This window comes from Croceitalea rosinachiae, from assembly GCF_031846445.1.
In the GTDB taxonomy this organism is placed as follows: Bacteria; Bacteroidota; Bacteroidia; order Flavobacteriales; family Flavobacteriaceae; genus Croceitalea; species Croceitalea rosinachiae.
Genome location: NZ_JAVRHR010000002.1, coordinates 718567 through 742977, shown reverse-complemented (window position 1 = coordinate 742977; position 24411 = coordinate 718567). Strand labels below are relative to the sequence as shown.

The window sequence follows — 24411 nt, the reverse complement described above, 5'->3', positions numbered from 1 at the left end:
TGAATTACTTAAAAAGGTTTCCTAACGTCTAGTTTTCTTGTCTTTTTTATCTGTTTCGACAAGCTCATCGTTTTTCCAGAGACCGCTAGTTAGTACAGTACCATCTGCTGCGTAAAATTCTCCTTGCCCATTACGCCTATCATCTTTCCAAAATCCAATATATTTTTCACCGTTTGGCCAATAGTAGGTGCCAAGCCCATTTCGTTTGGCATGCGAATAACTACCCACATAATATTCTCCATCTGGCCAATAAAAAGTTCCTTGGCCATGGCGTTCGTTGTTAAGCCATTCACCTTCATATCGACTTCCTGTATCAAGCAAAGCAATTCCGAATCCGTTGGCCTTATTATTTCTTACCCGACCAACGTAATGCATTTGATTTCCTTTTTTACTTTTAAAAGTCAGATATTCCCCAAAAGATTTTTCTTGTAATTGTTTACGTAAGCGTCCCAGTTGTATTTTGGCTTTTTCGTGGGCAAAATTTAGGGAGTCATATCGCCTTATTTCAATTGGCGAAATTGCTTCATGAATATTCGAGGAATCATTTTCAATGGTGTCTTGCAAAGATGCTAATCGCTCTTCACTATAGGTTTTGATTTTTTGTGCTAAAGCAATTCGGAGTTTTACTCCCATACTGTCACTTCCAATTTCTTTGGCTATTTTATGATATGCTTGAATAGCAGTATGGTAATCACCAGAAAGCAAAAGAGAGTCTTTAGATACTAAATCTTCATATGTTGCCACGGTTTTTGCTAAATCAGTTTGATTGGCGTTAAATTCATGAAGCTGACGTTGTAATTTATTTGTTCTAAAAAATAACCCTAATGCGATAATGAGCGCAGCACCTAACAGAAGGTATGGTATAATGATTCTTTTTTTCATTTTCACAAAGTACTATGCTAAATACGTTTTAAATCAATCATTTAGATGTATCTCAGGCAACTTGTTTTTAACCTTTCTAAAATCTGGGGAAAAATACACATGAAAACGCATGGTCCAATTTTGTTTGAATACTCCAGCATTCTCTAAGGTTTGCCCTTGCGAATACATTAAGCCGCCAGCAACTGTCAATCTTGGTGTAAGAATGTAACCGATAGTTGTTGTTAACCGTAAATCTTCCATTACGCTGCCGACTACCGCCTTACCACTCTGCATGATCAATTCAGATTCTGGTGAAATATAGAGTGTCTTTGGCTCCAATTTGTGGTTGTTTAAAGGAATCTTCGCTCGAAACATATACCGCCACCTATTGCGAAATATATATTCGCTATTTTCTTTAAAACCTTGTGTCCATCGATGTTCAATTCGTATGCGGTGGTAAATCATCGCGCTATAGACTGGCTGAGCGAACTGGTATTGATGCCAAATTCTGAATTCTGGTACAACATTACGATCTTCTGAACTTTCATCAGTATTAAAATTAATACGCATTACACCACCTAGGGAAGCGTTAATTTTTTTGTTGTAAATATATCCTATGGCATGCCTATTATATATTTGGCCAATTTGTCCAATAAAAGGGGTGTCTTCAGTCTCTTCAAAGCGAAAATGAGTTTGTGCCACCCAAAACAATCGTTTTGAAATACGAATATTTCCATACGTATTAAACCAAATTTTGGTTTTAGGGTCTTTGAACTTAGATGCTGAAGGTAATAATTCGCCATCAATGTCTTGTGCATATAGACTCGGGTTTGTACACCATAGTAGAAAAGCAACAATCGCCAAAGTATATTTCTTATAACTACCCATTACTCTTGATCCGTGGTTAGAGGTTGTAATTCAAAAAGTTCTAGTACTACTATTGGGTCTGTTACTTTTCTAAGTTTACGTTCTAATTTTGAGGTATTTTCTACTCGTAACTCAAGCATGCGCTGATATGTCATGCTCATCAAATCATTTAGTTGATTTACTTGATTGCATTCAAACTCATTTTCAGCATGTTTTAGGAAATAGGGTATTATAAATTTTCTATATGCAGATGTAATTCTTTTTTTAACCTCCTCGTCCATTAACGTCGCCATGAACGGATTCCATATACGATCTTTATATTTTTCCTTAATAGTATCTTCTTGTTCCGGTAGCTGGGCAATATTTTTGGCCAATTTATTTATTTGAAGATAGCATGATAACAGTTTTTGGCCAGCAGATAATTTCGTATTTAGTTCTGTTAAGGCTGAATAATTGCTGAGTGCATTATCGGCATGCTTTTTTAAGCTATTTAGTGTTCTTTTGATATTACCACTGCTTTCAACACCTACAGAATCTATGTAGTTATGCATTTCATTGCGCTGTAAAATCAATTTTTCTTCAAGAGCTATCAATTCTTGTTGACGCTTTTCGTTTAACAAAGTCTGATTTAATTCAGCCTTAATAGCTTCCAAATTTGCCAAGATAGTCGTTGAGATATTTTGCATGGTTTTCAAATCAAATACAGAAAAATCTATGGTATTTGAAGATTGAAGTTTGAACGTTCGATTTATTTTAACAGAATCTAATGCTACTTCAATGTTAAATTCACTTTTGGGCTTAGTTTCATTCCAAAGACTTTCAAGAAGGTTTTTTCTTGGAGCAAACTCAAGAACCTTATTGTTTATGAATAATACAAGCTGTTTGAGCGGGTTCAAAACATCATTTGAAATTTGGTTGATAACCTCATATTTAAAGGCTGCTTCTTGATCTGATAATTTTAAAATATTCAGTTGGGTATCTTCTAAAAATGATTTGCTTATCAATTCTGCAGCATTATAATCAGCCAAAATTTGGTTTATTTGCTGTTCTTCTTCTTTTGAAAACGGAAAATATGGCACTTTTACTTTGAACTCTGGCAGAAAAGAAGATTCTCCTAATTCAGATAAGATGTCATCAATTTTTTTGTAATACCGGGCGTTTTGTGCCAAAAGACTTTGCATTTTTCCACCTACTGGCCTATCTGAATTTAAAATTGCATATTGGTATATCGCTAATGCTTCAATATATCGTGAATCAAGATTGATGATTTTTGTTTGGCCTGCGTAATTATCGTAAATAGGGGTTTCGTCTATAGAACCACTAGATTCAATTCTAATTTTTTGTAACAGCCCATCATTAAAAAACCAGCTTTCGTCAACACCAATGCCTGAAGAATCAAATAAAGACCATTCATCATGTGTTAGTCCGTTTCTTAAAAACCGACCTGCTAAGATTAAACTGTCATTTTCAATTCGGAAATTTTGCTGAGGAATACCCTTGTCAAAAATAATTGAGCTTTTGAACAAAGTTTCGGAGATTTTAGAATCTTCAATTTTATTGACACTATAAATCCAAGAACCATCTGGCTTTCCTAAGACTATATTACCCGAAGCTTCTTCTTGTACGCCGCTAATCGCAACGCGATATTGATAATCTACTACCTGCGACTCGTTGTTAGATTGAAATTGTCCAAATTGGAATTTCCAAAATCCATTGGGATAATTGTCTTGAAAACTTCCTGAGAAATCAAAAGTATAGTCTTGTTTTTGTAAAAGCGCATCGAGATTGGCTCTTTTTAATCGAAATGGACCATCAAATAGGGTGTCTGAATCAATAATCCGGTATGCATAATTAGCATCACCAGTATAATTACCGACGGATAATGGACCTTGATAGTTCAGCTTCTCCTGGGCTTCTACAGAAAAATTATAAAAGAGTAAAAAAGCGACTATAAAAGTTAACCGATATAAGCTTTGTGTGAATTGAAACACGTGATTAAAAATGATAGTTAGTTCTTAACTAATACGTGCTCATTAAGATTTTAGATGTTTTTAAAGTATAATTTTAGTACTATGAAGAACAAAAGAAGATAAAATGCTTATTTCACTAATGTCACTTTTACGGCATTCATTCCTTTCATACCTTTTTCAAGTTCAAAAGTGACCTTATCATTCTCGGTAATTTCATCAATTAAACCACTAACATGGCAGAAATATTTTTCTTGATTTTCGGTGTCTATAATAAAGCCAAATCCTTTTGACGTATCAAAAAATGAAACTTTTCCAGTTCTTACCGGGTCAAATTCTTCTTCATCTCCCTCTTCTTTTTTAGGAATGCCCAAAACAATGTCTTCAGCTTCAATCTCAACCTTCATTGTTGGGTCTGGCGGAGTATCTACTAGATTACCATTAAAGTCAACATATGCCATTGGAATTCCTCCACCATTTTCTTTAGCTTCAGCTCTTCTAGCCTCTTTCTTTTTTTGTTTGTCTTCACGTCTTTTTAAACGCTTTTTCTCTTTTTCGCTTTTACTATAAGTTTGTTGCGATTTCCCCATATATTAAATGTAATTATATTTTAAAAGAGATGTACATTTTTTAAAAAGTTGCTTGAACTTTAAAAAATTAATAATCCCTAAAGGTTTGCGGTATACTGTAAAGGTACAATCTTGTTTTAATTTAACGAATAATATTATTAATTGTATTTATTAAAAAGAGACTTAATTGTAATTCTCCCACCATTTTGGGGTCTTCTTCTTATATAGCTTAATTTCTTCACCAATTTTTGGAGTAATTATATTGACATTTAACTCTTCCGCTTTATTGATAACTCGATGAACAGGATCTGTCCAATCATGTAACGCCAATTTAAATGCGCCCCAATGTATGGGCATCATTAAATTTGCCTTTAGATCAACGGCGGCCTGAACCGTTTCTTCAGGAAACATATGAATATCGGGCCACATAGCATTATACTGTCCACATTCTAACATCGCAAAATCAAAAGGACCGTATTTATCACCTATCTCTTTAAAATGAACTTCATAACCACTATCACCACTGAAGAAAATAGACTCTGTTGTAGACTGAATGACCCAAGAACTCCATAAAGTACTCTGACCGGCATTGAATTTTCGGCCAGAAAAGTGTTGCGCAGGTGTACAAACCAATTGTAATTCTTCAAATTTGGTTTCTTGCCACCAATCCATTTCTTGTATCCGTTTTCTTTCCACGCCCCAGGCTTCCAAATGTATCCCAACCCCTAAAGGGACATAGAACAGATTAACTTTTTCTTTAAGCCTTTTTATTGAGCCATAGTCTAAATGGTCATAATGATCATGTGAAATGATAATTGCATCAATTTTAGGTAGTTTTTCAATTTCAATAGGCATTTCTGTATTGAATCTGTTACCACCCAACCAATTGTGCGGCGCAGCTACTTTGCCAAACATAGGATCGATTAAAATGTTCTTATCATTTATTTGTAATAAAAATGCTGAATGGCCAAACCAAATCAATCGGGTATTACCCTTATAATCTGCGATGGATAGAGAGTCAATCTTTTCTACTTCAATATTTCTTAAAGGCTTGCCATTGGGTACTTTGGTAAAGAAAAATTTGCGAGCTAGTGCCAAGGTTTCCGAGAATCTTAACTCTTTGGGAACATCTTTGATATTGACAAATTTTCCATTTTTAAAATTTGCTGATTTTGTATATGCTATTTGCTCCCCTTTTGATAAGTTTCCCCCAAAACTTGGATAGAAATTCACGAATAGAAGGTATGCTATTATCAATAGTATAATTATACTCCCTATCGTAATCATCATTTGCCTTAGTAGTTTTTTGATTTTTTTCAAAAGCAGAAGTTATTCTGAAAACTTACCTCTTTATTGTTAATAGGCCTAATAATTACTAGCTACTTGATTGCCCACATAGCTAACTCGATAAATAGCGTCACCAAAATCATCAGAAATCAACATGGAGCCATCCTTTAAGAAAAGAATATCAACAGGTCTTCCAAATTGTTCTTGGGATTCTTCATTCAACCAACCGTCCAAAAAAGTTTCATAAGCAACGGCTTTATCATTTTCTAGTTTTACAAGTGATATACGGTACCCTACTTTCTTGGTTCTATTCCAAGAGCCGTGTTCAGCAATAAAAGCGTAATTCCTATATTTTTCGGGAAACATGGTACCCTTATAAAATTTTACCGCTAATGGAGCAACATGAGCACCCAATCGTTGTACAGGCGCCACAAAATCTTCACAAGGTCGTTGGTCTCCGAACTCTGGATCTTTCACATCACCTCCATGACAGAACGGATAACCAAAATGTAGGCCAGCTTCTGAAATATGATTTAATTCACATGGAGGAATATCATCCCCCATCATATCACGACCATTATCGGTAAACCACATGTCACCTGTTTCTGGGTGCCAGGTAAAACCAACCGTATTGCGAACTCCATGCGCATAAATCTCACGATTACTGCCATCTGGATCCATTCGAGTGATACTTCCATAACGCTTGTCAGCAACAGTAGAATCACATATATTGCAGGGAGCTCCAACAGGTATGTACAATTTATCATCAGGCCCAAATGCAATGTACTTCCATCCATGGTGAAACTCTGTCGGGTAATCATCATAAACAACCTTTGGTTCAGGAACACTATCTAAATTGGATTCAATAGCGTCATATCGAAGTAGCCTACCCACTTCTGCTACATAAAGGGAACCGTTTCTAAAAGCAATTCCATTAGGCACTTCTAAAGTAGAATCTAAGATCATGGTGTGGTCTGCTCTGTAATCTTTATCTAAATCTTGAATCGCATAGACCGTTTTATCATTTCTGGTTCCCACAAATAAGGTGCCATTTTCACCCATAGCCATAGATCGAGCACCATCGATGCTGTCTGCATAAACCTCAATTTTAAAACCTTTAGGCAGGTTCAATCGGTCAATGGGTAATGCGGACTCCGGTTCATCATATTGTGTGAGTATTTCTGGCACTGTTTTCTCGGCAGCTTTTTCTTTACAGTTGATATAACAAGTAGTTAGTACTGCCAATGTGAATACAACAAGAATTTTTGATGGTATTTTCATCGATTTTAGTTCTATTTTTTAAGAAACTAAAATTAAACTATTTATTCTCCATTATAAAATCTATGAAAAACCTTCAGCAAACGGTTATTCAGCGATCTTTTTTAGCACACCTTGATAATTAATGGTCAGCCGTTCTGAACTATTAACATATAGAGAGACTGTATTATTTACAAATAAAACTGCGTTGATATCAAAAACTTCAGTGTTATTAGATGCTTTAAATTGTAACTCGTAGACTCCTTTTTTTTCATTAAAATATATTTTAAAGTCTTTAGCAACCCCATCAAATTGTATTCCTACATTACTATTATTATATGCCCCAGGCATTTGACGTTCTCCATAATAGGGAAGATTTGCAGAAACAGAATCCCCTTTTATTTCTAAAAAATTGTTCGTCCCCATCAAATTAATTCGATTTACGGCACTTCCCGGCGGCAATAGTCCCGCATTGGAAACGGCATTCATACTTCGAGTTGCAAGTGGATTAGCAAACTCAGCTTCAAATAGAAAAGACCCGCTTTCAACTAATCTATCTAGCGCCTCTAATTGCTCCGTATTATAAGAAGGTTTCGAAGAACTGCAAGCAGATATGACCAATAAAATTATGATTGCAATTAAAGTATTTTGATTTTTTTTCATGATGCCTAATTTTAGTTATTACCTGCAAAATAATTACTTAAACCCTTTTTATAAAGTATCAATGAGCGAACACTCAACATGGATGAGTAAAGTTACTAGCTAAAACAAAATATGTAAAATATACGCATCATTTTGACCTATTTAATTAAGATTATTTTTTATAACCTGGACCTTTAACAAATCGCCCAGGTGTCAATCCGGTATGCTCCCCATCTTTTAAAACTTGTTCACCGTTTACAAAAACATGCACAACGCCTTCTGCATATTGATGCGGATTTGTAAATGTGGCTTTATCGGTCACTTTTTCAGGGGCAAAAACCACAATATCCGCAAAATATCCTGGTTCTATTTTGCCGCGCTTTTTGAGTTTTAAATTCTCAGCTGGTAAAGACGTTAATTTTCGAATACCCTCTTCTAAAGAAATGACACCTTCATCCCTAGAAAATTTGCCCAGAACACGAATAAAAGAACCATAAGAACGCGGATGTGTACTTTGTTTAATAAATACGCCCTCATTGGTAAATGAACCAGCGTCGGAGCAGTAACTCACCCATGGTAAGGCCATTTTCTTTTTGATGTTTTCTTCAGACATGGAGAAATAAACAACCTGAATACGACTTCCATCTTGAATAATCAAATCTACTAATGTTTCTTCAGGACTTTTATTCCATTCCTCTGCTACCTCTGTTAAGTATTTTCCAACATATTTACGTAAAGGCTCTGACCTAAAACCAACCAATAATATGGTCTCTGGAGAATTTCTAAATTCTAATTCGTGAATAGCTTTCTTGCGGTTGTTAGTATTTTCTAATCTTTCTAACATGGCAGCAATACCTCCATCTCGAACCCAATCTGGCAATTGCACATGCAAGCCCGTAGAACTTGCATTATAAGTATACATATCGGCTGTTATTGGCAAACCTATATTTCTAGCAGAATCTATTTTTGCAATGGCAGCATCTAGCTTTCCCCAGTTCGCTTTTGATGAAGCCTTTAAATGATATACTTCAGCAGGTAAATCAGCCTCTTTTGAAATCTGAATTAATTCATCAATGCTTTCGAGCAACCTATCCCCTTCATTACGAATATGTGAGATATACATTCCATCACTTTCACCTGCCACTTTTGCTAGTTCAACAAGTTCTTCAGTACTGGCATACATGCTAGGGGCATATAGTAATGAACTAGAAATACCAACGGCACCTTCATCCATGGCTTGTTTGGTCAGTTTTTTCATTTTAGCAATTTCTTCATTAGTTGCAGGTCTGTTTTCATACCCGATTACGTGCTGCCTTAAAGTACCATTGCCAACAAACGAAGTAACATTAGTTGATACCCCTACATCTTCTAAGTGTTGCAAATACTCTCCTAGACTTGTCCACTCAACAGCAAATTTAATATCACCTTGATTCTCTTGCATCTCCTTTTTCATCGTTTCGTTTAATGGCCCCATAGATCTGCCCTCTCCCATTACTTCTAAGGTTACCCCTTGACGAATATCACTTTGAGAACGACCATCTTCTAAAAGCGAAACATTGGCCCAACTCAACATATTTATAAAACCAGGTGCTAAAGCCAAACCGTTTAGGTCAATTTCATTAATTCCAAATAAAGTGTTTGGTTTCGAAATGGCTGCAATGGTATCGGCAGAAATGGCAACATCCGCAGCATAAGCAGTTTTGCCCGTACCATCATACAATGTTGCATTTTTTAAAACAGTATCATAAATAGGAGTTGTGTTACAAGAAAAGATTACCAAACTTAAAAGCAGATAACAGAAATATCTCATGAGAACAGGGTTCAATTTACTAAGCCCATGTAAAATACTTAATTTTCGTCAAAGCAATCATTTGAAGACATTTTTTTCGAAATTTGAATCGAATAATAATTTAATTGCCTTCGAACCATTTTTTGAACATACCTACCTTTTCCCTACTGACAACGATTTCTTTATGAATATCAGGCGATAATGTCAATTTTAATCTACGATTAGCGTACACCATAACGTCGCTAATTGCTTTCAAAGCAACCACAAAGGCCCTATTGACACGATAATATAATTTTGGATTTAAAAGCTCTTCCAATGCTTCTAATTTATATTCGATAATATATTCTTTTCCTTTCTTTGTCCATAAAGAAACGTCGCGTCCTTCGGCCTGAAAAGCTATAATATCTTCAATGGGTATTGATTTTATATGATTTCCCACTTTTACTAAAAAACGGTCTTTATAACTCTTTTGCCTCATACTTTTAATGATGGGTGCCATCTGTTCAGTATTTGAAAACTGTTTCTGCATTACATCTAGCTTCTTTAATGCTCGTGACAGGTCAGTAAAGGTGATAGGTTTGAGCAAATAATCTATACTATTTACCTTAAATGCGTCAACGGCAAATTCGTCGAATGCAGTAGTGAAAATAACAGGTTTGTTGATGGTTATTTGCGAAAATATTTCAAAGCTTAAACCATCACTAAGTTGAACATCCATAAAGAATAAATCGACGTTAGTTTTGTTAGTTGTGATCCAAGGTATAGCTGTTTCCAGCGAATTTAGATGTGTCAAAACCTCAATAGCAGCATTATATTTTAAAAGATAACGTTCTAGTTTCTCGGCTGCCAAAGGTTCATCTTCAATGATTGCTATTCTCATGGTAGTGTAGTTTTGGTAGGTCAACTATCTTAAGGTTACCCTTCGTAGTTATTGTTATTTTTTGATCGGTATAATAAGTATAAGTTAGAACAATGTCCTTTAAACTCCCCATAGACAAATGCCGATTTAGTTTTTCTTCGGGAGAATAAGTAATCTTTAAATAATCATCTATTTCTTCCAATAGTATCTTTAAAGAATGCTTTTCAGAAACTATGGTCGTTCTTATTATACGCTCTAATAATGTTAATAGTGTGGTCGGTAAAACCCAATGTTTTGAATATAATTTACTTGTAAAAATTACATTTCTATATGGTAACTGATTAAACAGCTGCACTAGCGAATTCAAAATGTCTAATTCCTCTGATATCGGCACCAATTCTCTGTGCTGTTTTGTTAAAATATAACGATAGACACTTGAAAAATAATCTAAAAATTGCTCGGCTTCATCAGGGTTATCTTTCATTAACACCAGCATGGTTTCCATGCTTTCATAAAGTAATTTAGGATTTATTCCTTTTCTGAATTGTAGAAAATCTTCTTCGATTGCGTTCTTTGCATCTACTTCTTTTGAAATTTTTGTTGTGTTTATTTTATAGAGAAAATGATGGCTTATGTATAGCATGACATACACTAGAGTTATAAAAATAAAGATGACATTAAAAACATATAACTCTCTGATATTAACCTCGTATAACAATATATACTTAAAGTATAAGTACATAGTTGATGATACCAAAATCATCGTCATGATTAATGATACAATCAGTTGAATTACGATTTTAAGAATGAATGACTTTGGCTCTTTTAAGTGTTCAAAAAACAGTAAAGAAAACCGAGAAAATTCTTGAATTATATAGGCCAAACCAATACATGTGTAGAGTTCTTGACCTAAAAATGTTTCTTGAAGTTGTACAATATTATTATTTATTAAAAGGATTAAAAGGTAAACCAGAGTTCCGCTGAATAAAGGACTCAACAAACGAAAAAGCGGATGATGTACAAATAGCTTTTTCATTTAATCAAAGGGATTTTTACAGTAAAATCATAATGCCCATCTAAGATTTCTACTTTTCTATCGGAAAGCAGTTCATATCTGGATATAATATTCTTTAATCCAACTTTTGTAGAGCTTAACTGTTCTTTCTTCTTTGTTTTGGTATTGCTAACGATTATGCGTTTGTTTTCTGAGGTAATATTGATATTCAGTGGTTTGTTTTTATCAAAAGCATTATGCTTAATAGCATTTTCTATAAGTAGTTGAAGCGTTAAGGGAGGTATTTTTGAATCAAGAACATGGTAATCCAACTGAAGATTGATTGTCACACCATTGTCAAATCGTGTTTTAATTAAAAATAAATAGGAATTTACTAAAGACAACTCCTGATTTAGTGTAACCAAATTTGATTTATAATTGTTTAAAGTAAACTGATATGAATTACCAAGGGCTCTGATAAAAGTTTCGGCCTTTTCAATATCCTTTTGAAAAAGGGAGGCCAAAGAATTCATATTGTTGAAAAGAAAATGTGGACTAAGCTGCGATTTTAGCATCATCAATTGTAGTTCAGCTTGTTTTCTTTCCAATCGCAATTCCATCACTTGTCCTCTAGCGTAGTTATCATAAGAATACAGTGCGAAATAGACAATGTTATAAAGTATGGCAGTACAAAACAGGAGTATTCCCATTTTGATGAAAATATCCATTTTTTCTTGTTGGGAAAACAAGTAGTCATGGAGTCTATTATAGATAAAAAAAAACACCAAAAACAGCACATGGCCCAGTATCCAATTCCAGATAATTCCAGCAAGAATTCTAAGACCTGGAACTCTTTTGAAGGGTATAAATTGATTTAAAAAAGAATTGGAAAAAACTACAAAGTACAATATCAAAACACCTAAAAGCCCACTCAAGTAAAACTCTTTACTGCTTTGTAACGCATTAAAATTTACGAAGCTATAAATGAGAATACCCAATAAATATCCTATTAAGAGTAGGCTTAGATGCTTTCTCACGGTTGGTTGGTATAAGATGTTTTTTGAAAGCCACCGCATCCTACCAAATTAACAATAATTAAATAATTGTGTAGCTTGAATAGATGCAGTGCTTGTTTTAAGTCAATTATTGGATAGCTTTTAAGGCTCGGCCAAAATGAGATTCCGAATCAATATCCTTACATGCTCGGGTATAAGCATCTTTAACGCTTTCATTCTCATTTCTGACTTCGCTGGCAAAGCGCATTAAAGTTTCCGCCTTATGATAATCAGAATCGATTGAAATAGTTGCATCGAGTATTTGTGATAGCTCAGAGTTCGAAAAATCTTTTCGTGCAAGCGCCTTAAAAGCTTCTGCTTTATGAGAATCTGAGTCAATATCTTTGGTTGTTGAAAGGTAAGCTGTTAAACTAGGTCCATTTAAATCTTGTTGGTAGGCAATTTTCTTTAAAACATCACTCTTATGGCTATCTGATGACATATTTTTCTCCACTACGCTTAATAGATTTGATAAAGATTCATTATCAATCTTGTCATTGATCAAAGATTTGAAAATACTTGCCATATGATGATCCGAACTCATATTATCGACAGATGCCAACAAAGTATTAGAGACACTCTGCGAAATACCATCGGTTTCTAAGGCTTGTCGTAATACGTTCGCTTTGTGATGATCAGAATCAATTCCTTTAGCTGTGTTTATTAGAAGCTTTAAGTTATTCTCGGTTAGGGTTCTTTTACTCAGTACTTCTTGTAAAACGTTAGCTTTATGATGATCTGAGTCAATATCATCAGTAATAACAAAAAGGGCTTTCATTTGAGTATCAGAAATGGATCCATCTCGAATAGATTTTTTTAAGACTTCGGCCTTATGATGATCTGAATCAATATTACCCGTGGTATTGATATATGATGACGTAGTTGATTCGTAGGTTAAAAAGGCTTTTGTATTATTTTTGAGAATATCCGCACGATGGTGATCTGAATCTATATTAACAACTTCTCTTAGAACAGAATTTAAATCCTTTTCTTTTAAATCTTTCTCTAATAAAAGTTTGATATATCTGGCTTTAACATGACTACTGGTCATTTTTTCAACCTCATTCAGAACCTTGTACGATCCACCGGCTTTATAAAGTCGGTCAACTCGTTTCTCCGCCCCTAAGGTGGTCGATCGCACAACTTCAAGTAAGATTTCTGAAAGCCATTTTCTTCCTTCAGAATCAAAGTTTTTTTGAGAAGAACCTACATAATACTTTTTGATAAGATTACCTGAGTTATCGGGTTCTATATAAACTCTACGACGATTACCAAAGGCTGATTTCTTAATTTCCATATACCCCCCTTTTGAAATCGCAACAACGTCAGTATCATCATCAGATAGGGTAATGTTACCCTCGTATTCAATGGAAAAATTGTTCCCAAATCCGTTTTTGATTGAAATAGTAGTTTTGCCATTGCGGTTAATGTTCACAGAAGTGCTAGTCCGTTGCGCACTAATAACATTAGCATTTAAAACAAGAAGTAAAATGATGAGTTTTACTAAGAAAAGTGCAATGATTTTTGATAATTGATTCATGATTGTTCGCTTTTTGATTGATGAATAAATGATTGATTGTTTTGATTGATGAGGCAAATATGAAACGAACAAAGCCTATTTAAAAACCGAATGTAATGAATTGTACATTCCATGTAATGAATTGTACAATGTCAAAAAGTTATTATAGGCTAACTTTCTTATTTAGAACCTATTTGTTGAAGTTTTATTTCAGCAAATTCTACTTCTGAACCTTCTGCCTGTATTGCTATTTGACCTGAGGTGGCGGTGGAATTATAGCCATAATTCACTAAATTATCATTAATCCAAACCTTTACGGTTGTATTTATACATTCGACAACCAATGAATTCCATTCCCCGAGCGGTTTTTCTGAATCGTCAGTTAAGTTCTTAATACGTCTGAGCTTGCCTTCGGTGATGCCCCAATCTGATTTTGGACCCCGGCGTTCCTCCATATTGTCTGTGGTAATGTCTTCAACAATACACCAAAAATCACCTGCATTTTCATACATGAGCTGCACTTCAATAGATTTTGGAAACATTTTATAAAGTGCTCTTGGGGTGGAGGCATGTACTAAAACTCCGCAATTTCCTGGTTCACTTACAAAACGATACTGCAAGGTCAGTCTATAATTTTTAAAAGAGTCGTTTGTAATTAAGTGTCCTTGTGGTTCACCTAGGCTGACCAAATTCCCATTCCGGACCACAAATGGATTAATTGCACTTGTGATAGAATCCATGGCTGGAACATCAACATACCAGCCGTCAAGATTTTTTCCGTTAAATAATTGTTGTTCCTTAGCCATGGAACAGCCTTGTAAAGTGGCAATAATTAATGCAAAGAGAATATACTGTTCAAATAATCTCATAACCTTATGTAATGATTTTTCAAAGATAATTGAATGCACGATCATTTTCTGAAACGAGTAAATAATACTAACTTTTTCTTGGTATTTATAAAATATACCCCAGTAAGAAGAATAACAGCTGCAAATGCAGATTGTAGCGTGATTTCTTCATCCAAAAAATACCATCCTAATAACAAGGCTACAATAGGGTTCACGTACGTAGAGGTAGCAACTTTTTCCGGTGATACTGATTTCAATAAATAATTGAAGGAGGTAAAGGCAACAATGCTACCGAATACAATCAGCAGTAGCATTACTATTTGAACTTTAAAACTCCATGCTAAAGGATTACTCCACTGTTCGCCAACCAATACGCTCATTAAGGCTAGAAATAAGCCGCCTGCCATCATTTGATAACCCGTATTCACAAAATAGTTCTTTGGCAAATCAGCTTTCGATACAAAAAGGCTTCCATAGCCCCAACTTAGCATACAGAAAAAAATCATCACCATACCCCAAATTGCATTTTCTTGATTTAATATTTCTTTTTGCCCTACTAGTAAATAGATTCCTATCATACCCAATGCAACTCCAATCATGGACATGGGTTGGATTTTTTTGCCCTGTAATAGCCACATCATTACTAAAATAATCAAGGGTTGTGCTGAAATTTGTAGTGCCGCAAATCCGCTATCAACATATTTTAAAGCCCAAACTGCTAGTCCATTACCCAATGATAAAAAAAGAAAGCCAACAAACACGGTATTAAAAAATTGCTTTCTAGAGATGCTTAGTGATTTTCCAAGGAGCTTAGCAATACCAAAGATTAAAACACTTGCCATAAAAAATCGAACACCGGCCAACATAAATGCCGGCAACTCCATTACGGCTATTTTATTTAACAAGTAGGTAGAACCCCATATGACGTATATCGAGAAGAAGGCAAGTATGATCAACGCTTTATTTTGACTTTTACCCATTAAATCTTAGAATTCTTTATCAAATATATATCTTTCAAAGATGCATTTTAGTGCGACACTCATCCAAAATTTATTTCATTATATTAATACTATCTATAATCCATTTTTACGTTATGAAAACACTCATAATATTTCAAGTTTTCTTGATTTCAATTATTTCAATAGGTCAAGAAAAGCCTATTAAAGTAATTGAAGAAAAATCAAAAAATAGATTGATGCTCTACGCCTTGAATGAAACTGATAAAGATTATGATGTAGTGATGGCCGTAAAAGGAACCAATTTTAGGCAAAGTATGGCAAAACCCAGATTGACAAGGGTACCTGCAACTTCAAAAGTACTTATGAAAACCCTAATTCTTTTAAGGGATAAAACCCCCTCTTATTCTATTGATTTAAGCATAAATGATAGTTTATCTAAAAGGGCCGTTCGTAAGGAATATACTGTGGTAGAAGTTCCACCGAAAATGATAACACCAAAGAAGCATATTACCATTTACGGAATGAAAGAATGCTTGGCTTGTGATAGTATTGTTATAAGACTTAGTGAGAACAACTATATATTCAAGCAATTTAATTTAGAAGAAAAGCCCGAAATAAAGCAACAGCTAGAGGTTGCATTGGGAAATAAAAGCTTAGACTCGCTCAAAACGCCCATTGTAAATTTAGGCGGACATCTTTATACCTGGATCTCTAGTTTCGAACAATTGTTGGGCGAACTTCAAAAAGAGTAATTTAATTATTTGGTACAGCAATTACAAACCAAATTTGTTTCCCTGGATTCCGTTCCCATAGGCCAAAATTAGATTCTTCATATTCAATTTTGAACCCAGCTTCTTGCAATTCCTTTTTTACGTATTTTGAAGCCAAAGAATGTGCTTCGACCTGTTGCCTTCTTGGTTTTCCTTTTATTCTTGATTTAAGTTTTTCTAATAAAATTAATTTGCCATTGGGTTTCAAGGATTTATTAACATGTTCGAGCACTTCATGATAGTCTTCGATTTCATGATAAGTGTCGATGATATAAATGGCGTCAAAAATATTTATTGGAAGTTTAGGATTGTCATAATCCCCTAGAACAGTTGAAATGTTTTCTATTCCCCGATTTTTTGCATTTTTTTCCAATGCATCCAACCGGTATTTTTTTAAGTCAACGGCATAAATTTTTCCATTTTCACCAACTCTTTTTGCCAGATGTATAGACATATATCCTTCATGACATCCAATATCGGCTATAACATTGCCTTTCTGAACTTTTGTGATTTCAAAAAAATCTGAAATACGCATCCAATCATCTCTATCATTCCATTCGCTTTCAGTGTATTGTGAATAACCAAAAACACTAAAAACGAATAGTAAGATTAGAATTCGAAACTTCATGATCACTCTTCTGACAAGCTTTGACCTTCTATCCAAGGTGCACCGGCAGCCCTTAATTCTAATTCAAGAGCCGGAATAGTAGTCTCTACCAATTGACTCAGATCAGTCTTTACATTCTTAAGCTGTTGTTGGGCCCGTGCAAAAGCTTTCTTTTGATTACCGGTTGGTCCATACGTATTATTTAAAGCTACGTATCCAATGAAACCTCCATCTCGAGGTGAAAGTGCATTTCGCTCCCCTACTTCATTTTTAGATGGATTTCCATTCATAATAGCATCAATAGCCAGTAATGATTTTTGTGCAGAACTAATCTTATTGAATAATTCAGCTGAAGGTCTTTTTGCTTGCTGATAAGCTCTTTTCATAGCATTCAATTGTTTTTTAACCTTTTGAATTGTTGTGGTTGTTGCCATCATATTCTGTTGATAAACTTGAAAGGTTTCTCTGAACGCATTAATCTCAGCTATAGGTTTAGCTGGTAATGAGCCATCTTTAAGCTTTACCACCTCAAAAGTTCTTGGACCAGATAGTTCGATGAGCACTCCATCTTTATTTTGGTAAAGCGCGACTGAATAAGTTCCTGGAGTAGCTAAGTAAGGAGATCCCGTAAACTCTTCATTAGGATTTGGTTTTGGTGCTTTTAAAGGAATACCTGATCGGCTGGCATATGTTAAATTCCACGCCACTTTATTGAATCCTTTTTTGTTAGACCCATTTACCATATTTACAAGGTTGCCATCACTATCTTTTACCATTAAAACTAATTGCGGTTTTTCTTGGTTTTTTTCTGTAGCTAAAGCATCCCAACCCGGGAAAGGGATTGCTGCCTTTTGTTTGCTTAATTCTTTCTCCTTTTTTGTTCTGATTTCTTTTAAGGATTCTAACTTGTTAGGTAGGTAATAAGTAAAAATCGCACCATAATCTGGGTTTTTGGCGGCATATTGATTGTTTCCTTGACCATAAACTTCATCTTTTTGTATATACCAATATGCTGGTTTGGTATCAAAAAATTGAACTTCATTAGATTTAGAAGCATTATAATCTCGCAATGGACCAATATTATCCAAAACATAGAACCCCCGACCAAAAGAGGCCCCAACTAAATCGTCTTCTCTTCGTTGAATCGTAATGTCTCTAAAAGATATGGTTGGTAACCCTCCTTTGAGCTGTGTCCAACTACTTCCGCCATTGATCGTAAAATATACGCCGTATTCTGTTGCCGCAAACAACAGATCTTTCTTTTTATGATCTTGGACGATGCGCCAGGTAATCAACTTTTTAGGAAGATTACCATTGATGAAACCCCAAGTACTACCTTTATCAGTACTTTTTAGAAGAAATGGACGATAATCTCCTTCTTTATGGTTGTCCAATACTAAATAAACAGTATTTGCATCATACAAATCAGCCCTGACATCATTTACAAATGCACGTGAAGGAACTCCTTTGATAGTGCCAAGCATAATTTTTTTCCAGCTTTCACCACCATTCTCTGAAACTTGCAAAATGCCATCATCCGTGCCAGCATATAGTAAACCTTCTTGAACAGGTGATTCTGCTAAAGAAGTAATGGTGTTATAAACACTCATCGCACCCACATCCCATGGATTGTCCCAGCTTTGTTGCTTCCCAAGAATAGGGAGATTAAAACGTTCTTCGTTTCTAGTCAAGTCATTAGAAATAGCGGTCCAATCATCACCACGATTCTCTGATTTCCATACGCGGTATGATGCAAAATATAATCTTGTCGAATTATGAGGGCTTACCAAGATTGGAGCATCCCAATTAAAACGTTCGTGCGGGTCGCCAGCAGATGGTTGTGGTTGAATAAAAACGGTTTCACCTGTAGTTTGGTCAATACGCCATAACCACCCTTGTTGAAACTCTCCGTAAGTAATATCTGGGTTACCAGGTTCAGTGGCTGACTGATGCCCATCAGCCCCTAAGGTAATCCACCAATCTTGGTTTAAAATGCCATTTGTCCGTATTGTTCGAGATGGACCTCCATGCGAACCATTATCTTGGGTGCCTCCATAAACATTATAGAACGGTGTGCTATCATCAACTGCTACTTTGTAATATTGAGTTATTGGAAGGTTGTTAAAATAGCGCCAAGTAGTGGTTTTGTCATACGATTCATAAAGACCGCCATCTGTACCAAAAAGGACGTAATTTGGGTCACTCTTTTTAAAAGCCATTGCATGACTATCTACATGTTTTTTATCCTCATTTAAGTTGGTAAATGTCTTACCATGGTCATTAGATTCTTGCGAATAATTGCTCATTAGGTATAATTTCCCTTCTTGATGGGGTGAGGCAAACAGTTCTTGATAATAATGCGGGCCTGTGCCACCTGAAACGGCATCTGATTGTTTTTTCCATGAGGCTCCGCCATTTGTCGAAATATATAAACCACCTTTCTTTCGGTCTAACTCAATTGCCGCATAAATCGTTTGATTATTAAAAGGAGATATAGCCAAACCTATTTTACCCATATTGGATTTTGGTAGGCCAGATTTTAATATGGTCCATGTTTTTCCGCCATCAGTTGATTTGTGAAGCCCTGAACCTGGTCCACCACCCATATAGGCAGCTACGGTACGATGCCTATCCCATGTAGCGGCATAGATGGTTTCAGGGTTCTCAGAATCAATGACAATATCGGTCACGCCTGTCCATTCATTATTTCCTAAGGTTCTGGTCCAAGTAGTGCCTCCATCTTCAGATACATAAAACCCGCGTTCTCCTCCTTTGCTCCAAAGTGGGCCTTGTGAAGCGACATATATGATATTAGAGTTATCAGGATGAACAATTATTTTAGAAAGATGCTCTGATTCTTTCAGTCCCATATTCTTCCAACTCTTCCCTTCATCATGGCTGACATAAATGCCATCTCCAAATCCGATATGTCGACCACCTACATTTTCACCCGTACCTACCCAAACCGTGCTTGGGTTGCTAGGGTCTATGGTCACGCAGCCCGTAGAGTAACTTTTTTCATTATCAAAAACCGGTTTGAAAGTGGTTCCAGCATTTTCTGTTTTCCAAACTCCACCTGAGGCTACAGCAATATACCATACACTTTCATTGTTAGGGTGAATAGCTATATCGGCGATACGACCAGATGTCAAAGCTGGACCAAGATTTCTAAATTCTAGACCTTTGTAGATGTCATCCTTAGTTTCTTGAGCATTAATAATTAAAATAAGGAACATAGAAAATAAAGCACTGATAATACTTTTGGAGAGAATTTTCATTATCGATTTTTTTGGTTAATTAGTTTGGTAAGTTAACCAATTGAAAGTCAAATTTTTATTAAAAAAATCAAAAAATGCGAGGATATTTATTAGAAGAACATTACCTTTCTTTAAGACGATATACAAACTTAAGTCCGCTCCAATTTTGATCTATAGCGGCAACTTTTATATCAACCAAACCAAGTTTTAGTAAATGTTCACGAATAGGTTCTCTCTTTAAATCCGTCTTAATCTTTGAACTTCCTTTTGGCCAACTTATCCAGAGTATTCCTGTCTTTTTTAAAGCTTTTTTACATCGCAGTCCATTTTTAATCAATTCATTTTCCGTTTTACAAAAAAGATGTATAAAATCTAATGAATTTAAATCCAACCTTTTTTTTAAAACAATTTCACAAGGTAAATCTGAAAACAAATCAAAGTAGTTGTCTGGTTGGTTAATCAGGGCGATTATAAAACCATTTTTAATTCCTAGCTTTTTAGCGAGTGGGGTATTTGAATAACTAGCCACTATGTTATCTTAATTGTTAAATTAGAAAACAGAAGTTACACATTTTCTATTTCTTCAATAAACCTTGATAAATTTATTATTGCATCATTGGTATTCTTTTTAAAAACCCTTTTGACAAACAAGGTGATCATTAACTTTTTTAATGGTGATTTGGCCTCCCAATATACTTCTGTTAAAAGTTTGCAGCGTTTCTCGTTTATTGGTGTAATCGTATAAAACTGATACAACTTATCTATAAAAGGTGGGCTTTCAGTCATCTCACCATAAACTATTTGATTACCATTAACATTTTTAGTTACAGTAACGAAATCAAAATTCTTACCATTTATTACACAAACATGTTCAGAACCATGTCGAGTGACTTCATTTTTGTTGAACTCAAACTTGTCAACACCCTTAACCCATTTATCGCGATACACATAATTCGTAATATATTCCAACAACCCTTCTGCACTTATTGGAAATTCTTGAAACACATTCAAATTCGCTTCTCTTTTGAAGGAAACTTTTTTTGGTGATTCAAATGGATTTAGGGTTAAGTTACCAGGTTCAATTACTGAATAGATGTATTCTAAACTCTTTTCGTCATAGGTGTCTGAACCTTGTCGAAAACGAAACAATTTGCTTGAATAGGTATATGATAACTGTATTTCAAGAGCTAGTGACCTACTTACCAAAACATAATTGTCGCTTTGAACTGAATTTTTTAGAAGGCGATGTGCTTCGATCACCTGTTGCCCAAATGGCTTGCGATTGCCTTGAACTTCAATATGCTGTAGATCTCCGCTATGTGCTATAATCTTTAATTCTAAATTGGGAGCAGTTGCGCAGGCGTTGCATGGGCAAATTCTATTTTTCTTAAGTAGTTCTAAATGACTATGAAAAGCAGTAAACATTGCCTCAATTTGAGCAAGTAAACGTTCTTGTGAAGGTATTTCATCTTCTTTATAGAAGAAAAGGGCATCTCCCTCTATTTCTGCTAGTTTTAAATTTTCAGTATTGGCAGAAACTAGAACTTCTAAAAGTTCAGAAATCACATGTTGACTATGTTCAACTTCAGTAGTTTGAATAAACTTTGTGTATCCAGAAATATCTGGGATAAATAGCAACGATTTTGCCATGAAGCTTTTAGTTATGGATATAATTTCTTAGTCTTAATTTTTACTAGAGCTAACAAAGATCAATCCTCTTTTGCTTCTATACGCTCCAAAATTTGTTTGAAACCTAAAGCAACGCCGTTTGTCCATCCAAAACCATCTTGAGTTTCATATTCACCTCCTCCTGATAATAAGGTCAAATCTTCGACATTATACTTCTCCATCATCTTACCAGTATTTTTATAAACTTTCTCGTTAAGTGCTAACCACCGTTTCATAATTTCTTTTGCTTCATCAATGTAACCATAATTTAATAGGCCATTAACAGCCATCCATTGCAAAGGGGCCCATCCATTGGGAGCATCCCATTGTTGCCCAGAGTTATTTAACGTCGTTACTAAGCCGCCAGGTTTAAGGAATTTTTTCATAATTACATCCTTGACTTTAGATGCTTGCTCTCTAGTCGCAATTTTGAAAAACATAGGATAAACCCCAGCTAATGTTAGCTTCTTACTTTTTTCAACTCTCCTGAAATTAAAATCCATATAGTAACCTTCATCTTCATCCCACATATATTCTTGAATTAAGGCTCTTCGCTGGCTTGCTTTTTCACTGAAATATTGATAGGCATTTTTATCACCTTTTAACCTTGAACCTTTTGCTAAGATCCTTTCATGATGATAGAGCAAGCAATTAAGATCTACCGGCAAAATAGAAGTGGTCGCAGTACTTGAAAAATCATCAGGACTTGAAAACCACCTTGAACTAAAATCCCAACCTGATTCAGCTCCTGAGCGTAAATCTTTATATAAACGCTGTTTTTGTTCTTTAGTCTCAAAGCTACTGGCCAAGTGCAAATCTTCCTTGTACGCCTCTGGACGTGGTGTTTGACCTGCATCCCAATATCGATTTAGAAAATCACCTTCAATCATCTGAACCACATGTTTACTAGCACCAAACGGACGATCAATAGAATCATGATTCATAAAAAAACCGTACTCTTTGCTTAACTCTGGTAAATAATAAAGAACCATGTTATCATCATCTCTTGCTAGGGCATTAACCATTAATGAATAAAAAGGTGGTTGCGATCTTGTGCGGTAATAGTCTCTTGTACCGTTCGGTATAAGTCCGATTGAGTCTATTAAAAAAGTGAAATTATCTACCATGTTTTTTGCTAGATCTTGCCGACCTGCAGCTAGAAGTCCTTCCATGGTAAAATAACTATCCCAATAATAGATTTCTTGAAAACGACCACCTGGGACAACATATGTTTTGGGCAATGGTATTCTTGACGAGTTGGCTACATACTCATCAGGACCTCTAGTCAACTTATCCCACATAGTATTGATATGCTCGTACATTGTTTTTGTAGTGTCTGTCTTAAATTCAAGGGACTCCATAGACTTGTCCATAAAGTTTTCCGTGACAAAATACTTCAAATTAAAGCCTACGCTATCTTTTGCATGCAAATATTGCTTTTCTAGAATCATATACGATTCTTTCGGAACCAAATCCACAAAGGTCTTTGAGTCTTTATAAATAGCGGCAAGTTGCACATCTTTAAATAACTGGGTTTTATAAAGACTATCGACATTAGATACTGATTTATCATTTTTACAAGAGCTAATTATCATAGTTATACCAAGTACAAGAATAAATTTTAAGCGCATTTTGATTGTTTTGATATTAGAAAACTAAATATAAGGCAATAATATAGAATTGTTTAAGTTTAAAATCGTATACGATTTAGTCGCCTATGAATTCTAAAGCAATATTGAGAAACAAAGTACGAAAACACCTTTTGAATAAAATATTGGATGGTAATTTGGCTATTGGCACAACATTGAACTTAGCCCAACTGTCAAGGGAATTAAAAGTTAGTGTAACCCCAGTACGTGAAGCACTTAGTCAATTAGAGCAAGCTAGAATTATTAAGGCAATTCCTAATAGAGGTTTTGTGATTCCAGAATTATCGTATGAAGAAGCTAGAGATATTTATGATACTATAGCTCGGCTTGAAGTTATAGCCCTAGAAAATTCAAACTTCAAAAAAAGTACGATTCATGCTCTGAGGGAACAACAGTTACATTTGCAACAAACACATACACATGTGGCTCGCTTAAATTCCAGAATTACTTTTCATCACCTACTGGTACAAGATTGTACAAATCAAATATTGTTAGCTATTCTGGAAGATTTAGAAGCAAGAATATTGTTCTATGAACAGCTTTTTATTACCGACTCATCGTTCTATGAGCAAATTGATAATCAAAACGAATCTATTATACAGGCCATAGAAGAAGATAACATCCCTACTGCTGCTCTAATTTTAAAAATGAATTGGATGAATATTTTTGAACATGTTCGACATAAATTAATTTTAAAAAAGACCGTATATCATACGGTATTGAAATAATTACTCTAACTCTTTTAAAATACATTCTGCCGAATTTGTCTTGTTCTAATAACACCAATAACCCCACTTTGTAAATAATGTCAGAAAAATTACAGCTATCGGCATAAACCATAACCAAGTTCCACCATGAAGTAGTAAATCTTTTCCGTTTAAAATTTTTACTGCTACGGACAAAACGGTTTAATTAAAATAAAACAAAGCAATGTTCTTAATTGCCATATAAGAAACCATCCCAGAAAGATCTAATTTTTTTTAATGG

At 34.9% G+C, this 24411-nt stretch carries 21 protein-coding genes; 2 read left to right on the top strand and 19 right to left on the bottom strand.

The genetic code is table 11. The features are described from left to right. Positions 1-21 precede the first annotated feature (21 nt). The 14 genes from RM706_RS11135 to RM706_RS11070 form a co-directional block, all read right to left on the bottom strand. The gene (locus RM706_RS11135; RefSeq protein WP_311351448.1) at positions 22-882 is read right to left on the bottom strand and encodes an MORN repeat-containing protein; all 861 of its coding nucleotides are present in this window, start codon (positions 880-882) and stop codon (positions 22-24) included. Positions 883-915: 33 nt separating this feature from the next. Next, positions 916-1749: a DUF2490 domain-containing protein gene (locus tag RM706_RS11130; protein ID WP_311351446.1), complete on the bottom strand. Its 834-nt coding sequence runs from the start codon at positions 1747-1749 to the stop codon at positions 916-918. Beyond that, complete coding sequence (locus RM706_RS11125; protein WP_311351444.1) at positions 1749-3719, bottom strand: hypothetical protein; 1971 nt, start codon at positions 3717-3719, stop codon at positions 1749-1751. The genes RM706_RS11130 and RM706_RS11125 overlap by 1 nt, the downstream gene beginning before the upstream one ends. Before the next feature lie 107 nt (positions 3720-3826). Continuing rightward, positions 3827-4285 carry a cold-shock protein gene (locus RM706_RS11120; RefSeq protein ID WP_311351442.1) on the bottom strand — a complete coding sequence of 153 codons (459 nt, stop codon included), beginning with the start codon at positions 4283-4285 and terminating at the stop codon, positions 3827-3829. A gap of 162 nt (positions 4286-4447) precedes the next feature. Beyond that, positions 4448-5497, bottom strand: a complete 1050-nt coding sequence (locus RM706_RS11115; RefSeq protein WP_311351441.1) for an MBL fold metallo-hydrolase — start codon at positions 5495-5497, stop codon at positions 4448-4450. Between the two features lie 132 nt (positions 5498-5629). Further along, positions 5630-6832 carry a PQQ-dependent sugar dehydrogenase gene (locus RM706_RS11110; RefSeq protein ID WP_311351439.1) on the bottom strand — a complete coding sequence of 401 codons (1203 nt, stop codon included), beginning with the start codon at positions 6830-6832 and terminating at the stop codon, positions 5630-5632. Positions 6833-6916: 84 nt separating this feature from the next. Continuing rightward, on the bottom strand, positions 6917-7471 hold the full coding sequence (locus RM706_RS11105; protein ID WP_311351437.1) for a DUF4251 domain-containing protein: 555 nt from the start codon (positions 7469-7471) through the stop codon (positions 6917-6919). A gap of 151 nt (positions 7472-7622) precedes the next feature. Continuing rightward, entirely contained in the window at positions 7623-9260 is a 1638-nt protein-coding gene (locus RM706_RS11100) for an N-acyl-D-amino-acid deacylase family protein (protein WP_311351435.1), read from the bottom strand. A gap of 100 nt (positions 9261-9360) precedes the next feature. Further along, on the bottom strand, positions 9361-10119 hold the full coding sequence (locus RM706_RS11095) for a LytR/AlgR family response regulator transcription factor (protein WP_311351432.1): 759 nt from the start codon (positions 10117-10119) through the stop codon (positions 9361-9363). Continuing rightward, positions 10100-11134: a histidine kinase gene (locus RM706_RS11090; RefSeq protein ID WP_311351430.1), complete on the bottom strand. Its 1035-nt coding sequence runs from the start codon at positions 11132-11134 to the stop codon at positions 10100-10102. Before RM706_RS11090 ends, RM706_RS11095 begins: the two co-directional genes overlap by 20 nt. Continuing rightward, entirely contained in the window at positions 11131-12129 is a 999-nt protein-coding gene (locus RM706_RS11085) for a sensor histidine kinase (RefSeq protein WP_311351428.1), read from the bottom strand. The genes RM706_RS11090 and RM706_RS11085 overlap by 4 nt, the downstream gene beginning before the upstream one ends. A gap of 106 nt (positions 12130-12235) precedes the next feature. Then, entirely contained in the window at positions 12236-13687 is a 1452-nt protein-coding gene (locus RM706_RS11080; RefSeq protein ID WP_311351426.1) for a hypothetical protein, read from the bottom strand. Positions 13688-13845: 158 nt separating this feature from the next. After that, the gene (locus RM706_RS11075) at positions 13846-14535 is read right to left on the bottom strand and encodes a 3-keto-disaccharide hydrolase (RefSeq protein WP_311351424.1); all 690 of its coding nucleotides are present in this window, start codon (positions 14533-14535) and stop codon (positions 13846-13848) included. Positions 14536-14576: 41 nt separating this feature from the next. Next, complete coding sequence (locus RM706_RS11070; protein WP_311351422.1) at positions 14577-15494, bottom strand: EamA family transporter; 918 nt, start codon at positions 15492-15494, stop codon at positions 14577-14579. A gap of 113 nt (positions 15495-15607) precedes the next feature. On the opposite strand from RM706_RS11070, the gene RM706_RS11065 reads away from it, so the two are divergent. Next, on the top strand, positions 15608-16225 hold the full coding sequence (locus RM706_RS11065; protein ID WP_311351420.1) for a hypothetical protein: 618 nt from the start codon (positions 15608-15610) through the stop codon (positions 16223-16225). Position 16226: 1 nt separating this feature from the next. On the opposite strand, the gene RM706_RS11060 is transcribed toward RM706_RS11065, so the two are convergent. The 5 genes from RM706_RS11060 to treF form a co-directional block, all read right to left on the bottom strand. Further along, entirely contained in the window at positions 16227-16871 is a 645-nt protein-coding gene (locus RM706_RS11060) for a class I SAM-dependent methyltransferase (RefSeq protein WP_311351418.1), read from the bottom strand. A 2-nt stretch (positions 16872-16873) separates the two neighbouring features. Then, entirely contained in the window at positions 16874-20128 is a 3255-nt protein-coding gene (locus tag RM706_RS11055; protein WP_311351416.1) for a WD40/YVTN/BNR-like repeat-containing protein, read from the bottom strand. Positions 20129-20228: 100 nt separating this feature from the next. Then, entirely contained in the window at positions 20229-20636 is a 408-nt protein-coding gene (locus tag RM706_RS11050) for a DUF3052 domain-containing protein (RefSeq protein ID WP_311351414.1), read from the bottom strand. A 35-nt stretch (positions 20637-20671) separates the two neighbouring features. After that, complete coding sequence (locus RM706_RS11045; protein WP_311351412.1) at positions 20672-21757, bottom strand: DUF2652 domain-containing protein; 1086 nt, start codon at positions 21755-21757, stop codon at positions 20672-20674. A gap of 59 nt (positions 21758-21816) precedes the next feature. Beyond that, positions 21817-23406: an alpha,alpha-trehalase TreF gene (gene treF / locus RM706_RS11040; RefSeq protein ID WP_311351410.1), complete on the bottom strand. Its 1590-nt coding sequence runs from the start codon at positions 23404-23406 to the stop codon at positions 21817-21819. An 86-nt stretch (positions 23407-23492) separates the two neighbouring features. Between treF and RM706_RS11035 the strand changes: the two genes are divergently transcribed. Then, complete coding sequence (locus tag RM706_RS11035; protein ID WP_311351408.1) at positions 23493-24152, top strand: GntR family transcriptional regulator; 660 nt, start codon at positions 23493-23495, stop codon at positions 24150-24152. Positions 24153-24411 lie beyond the last annotated feature (259 nt).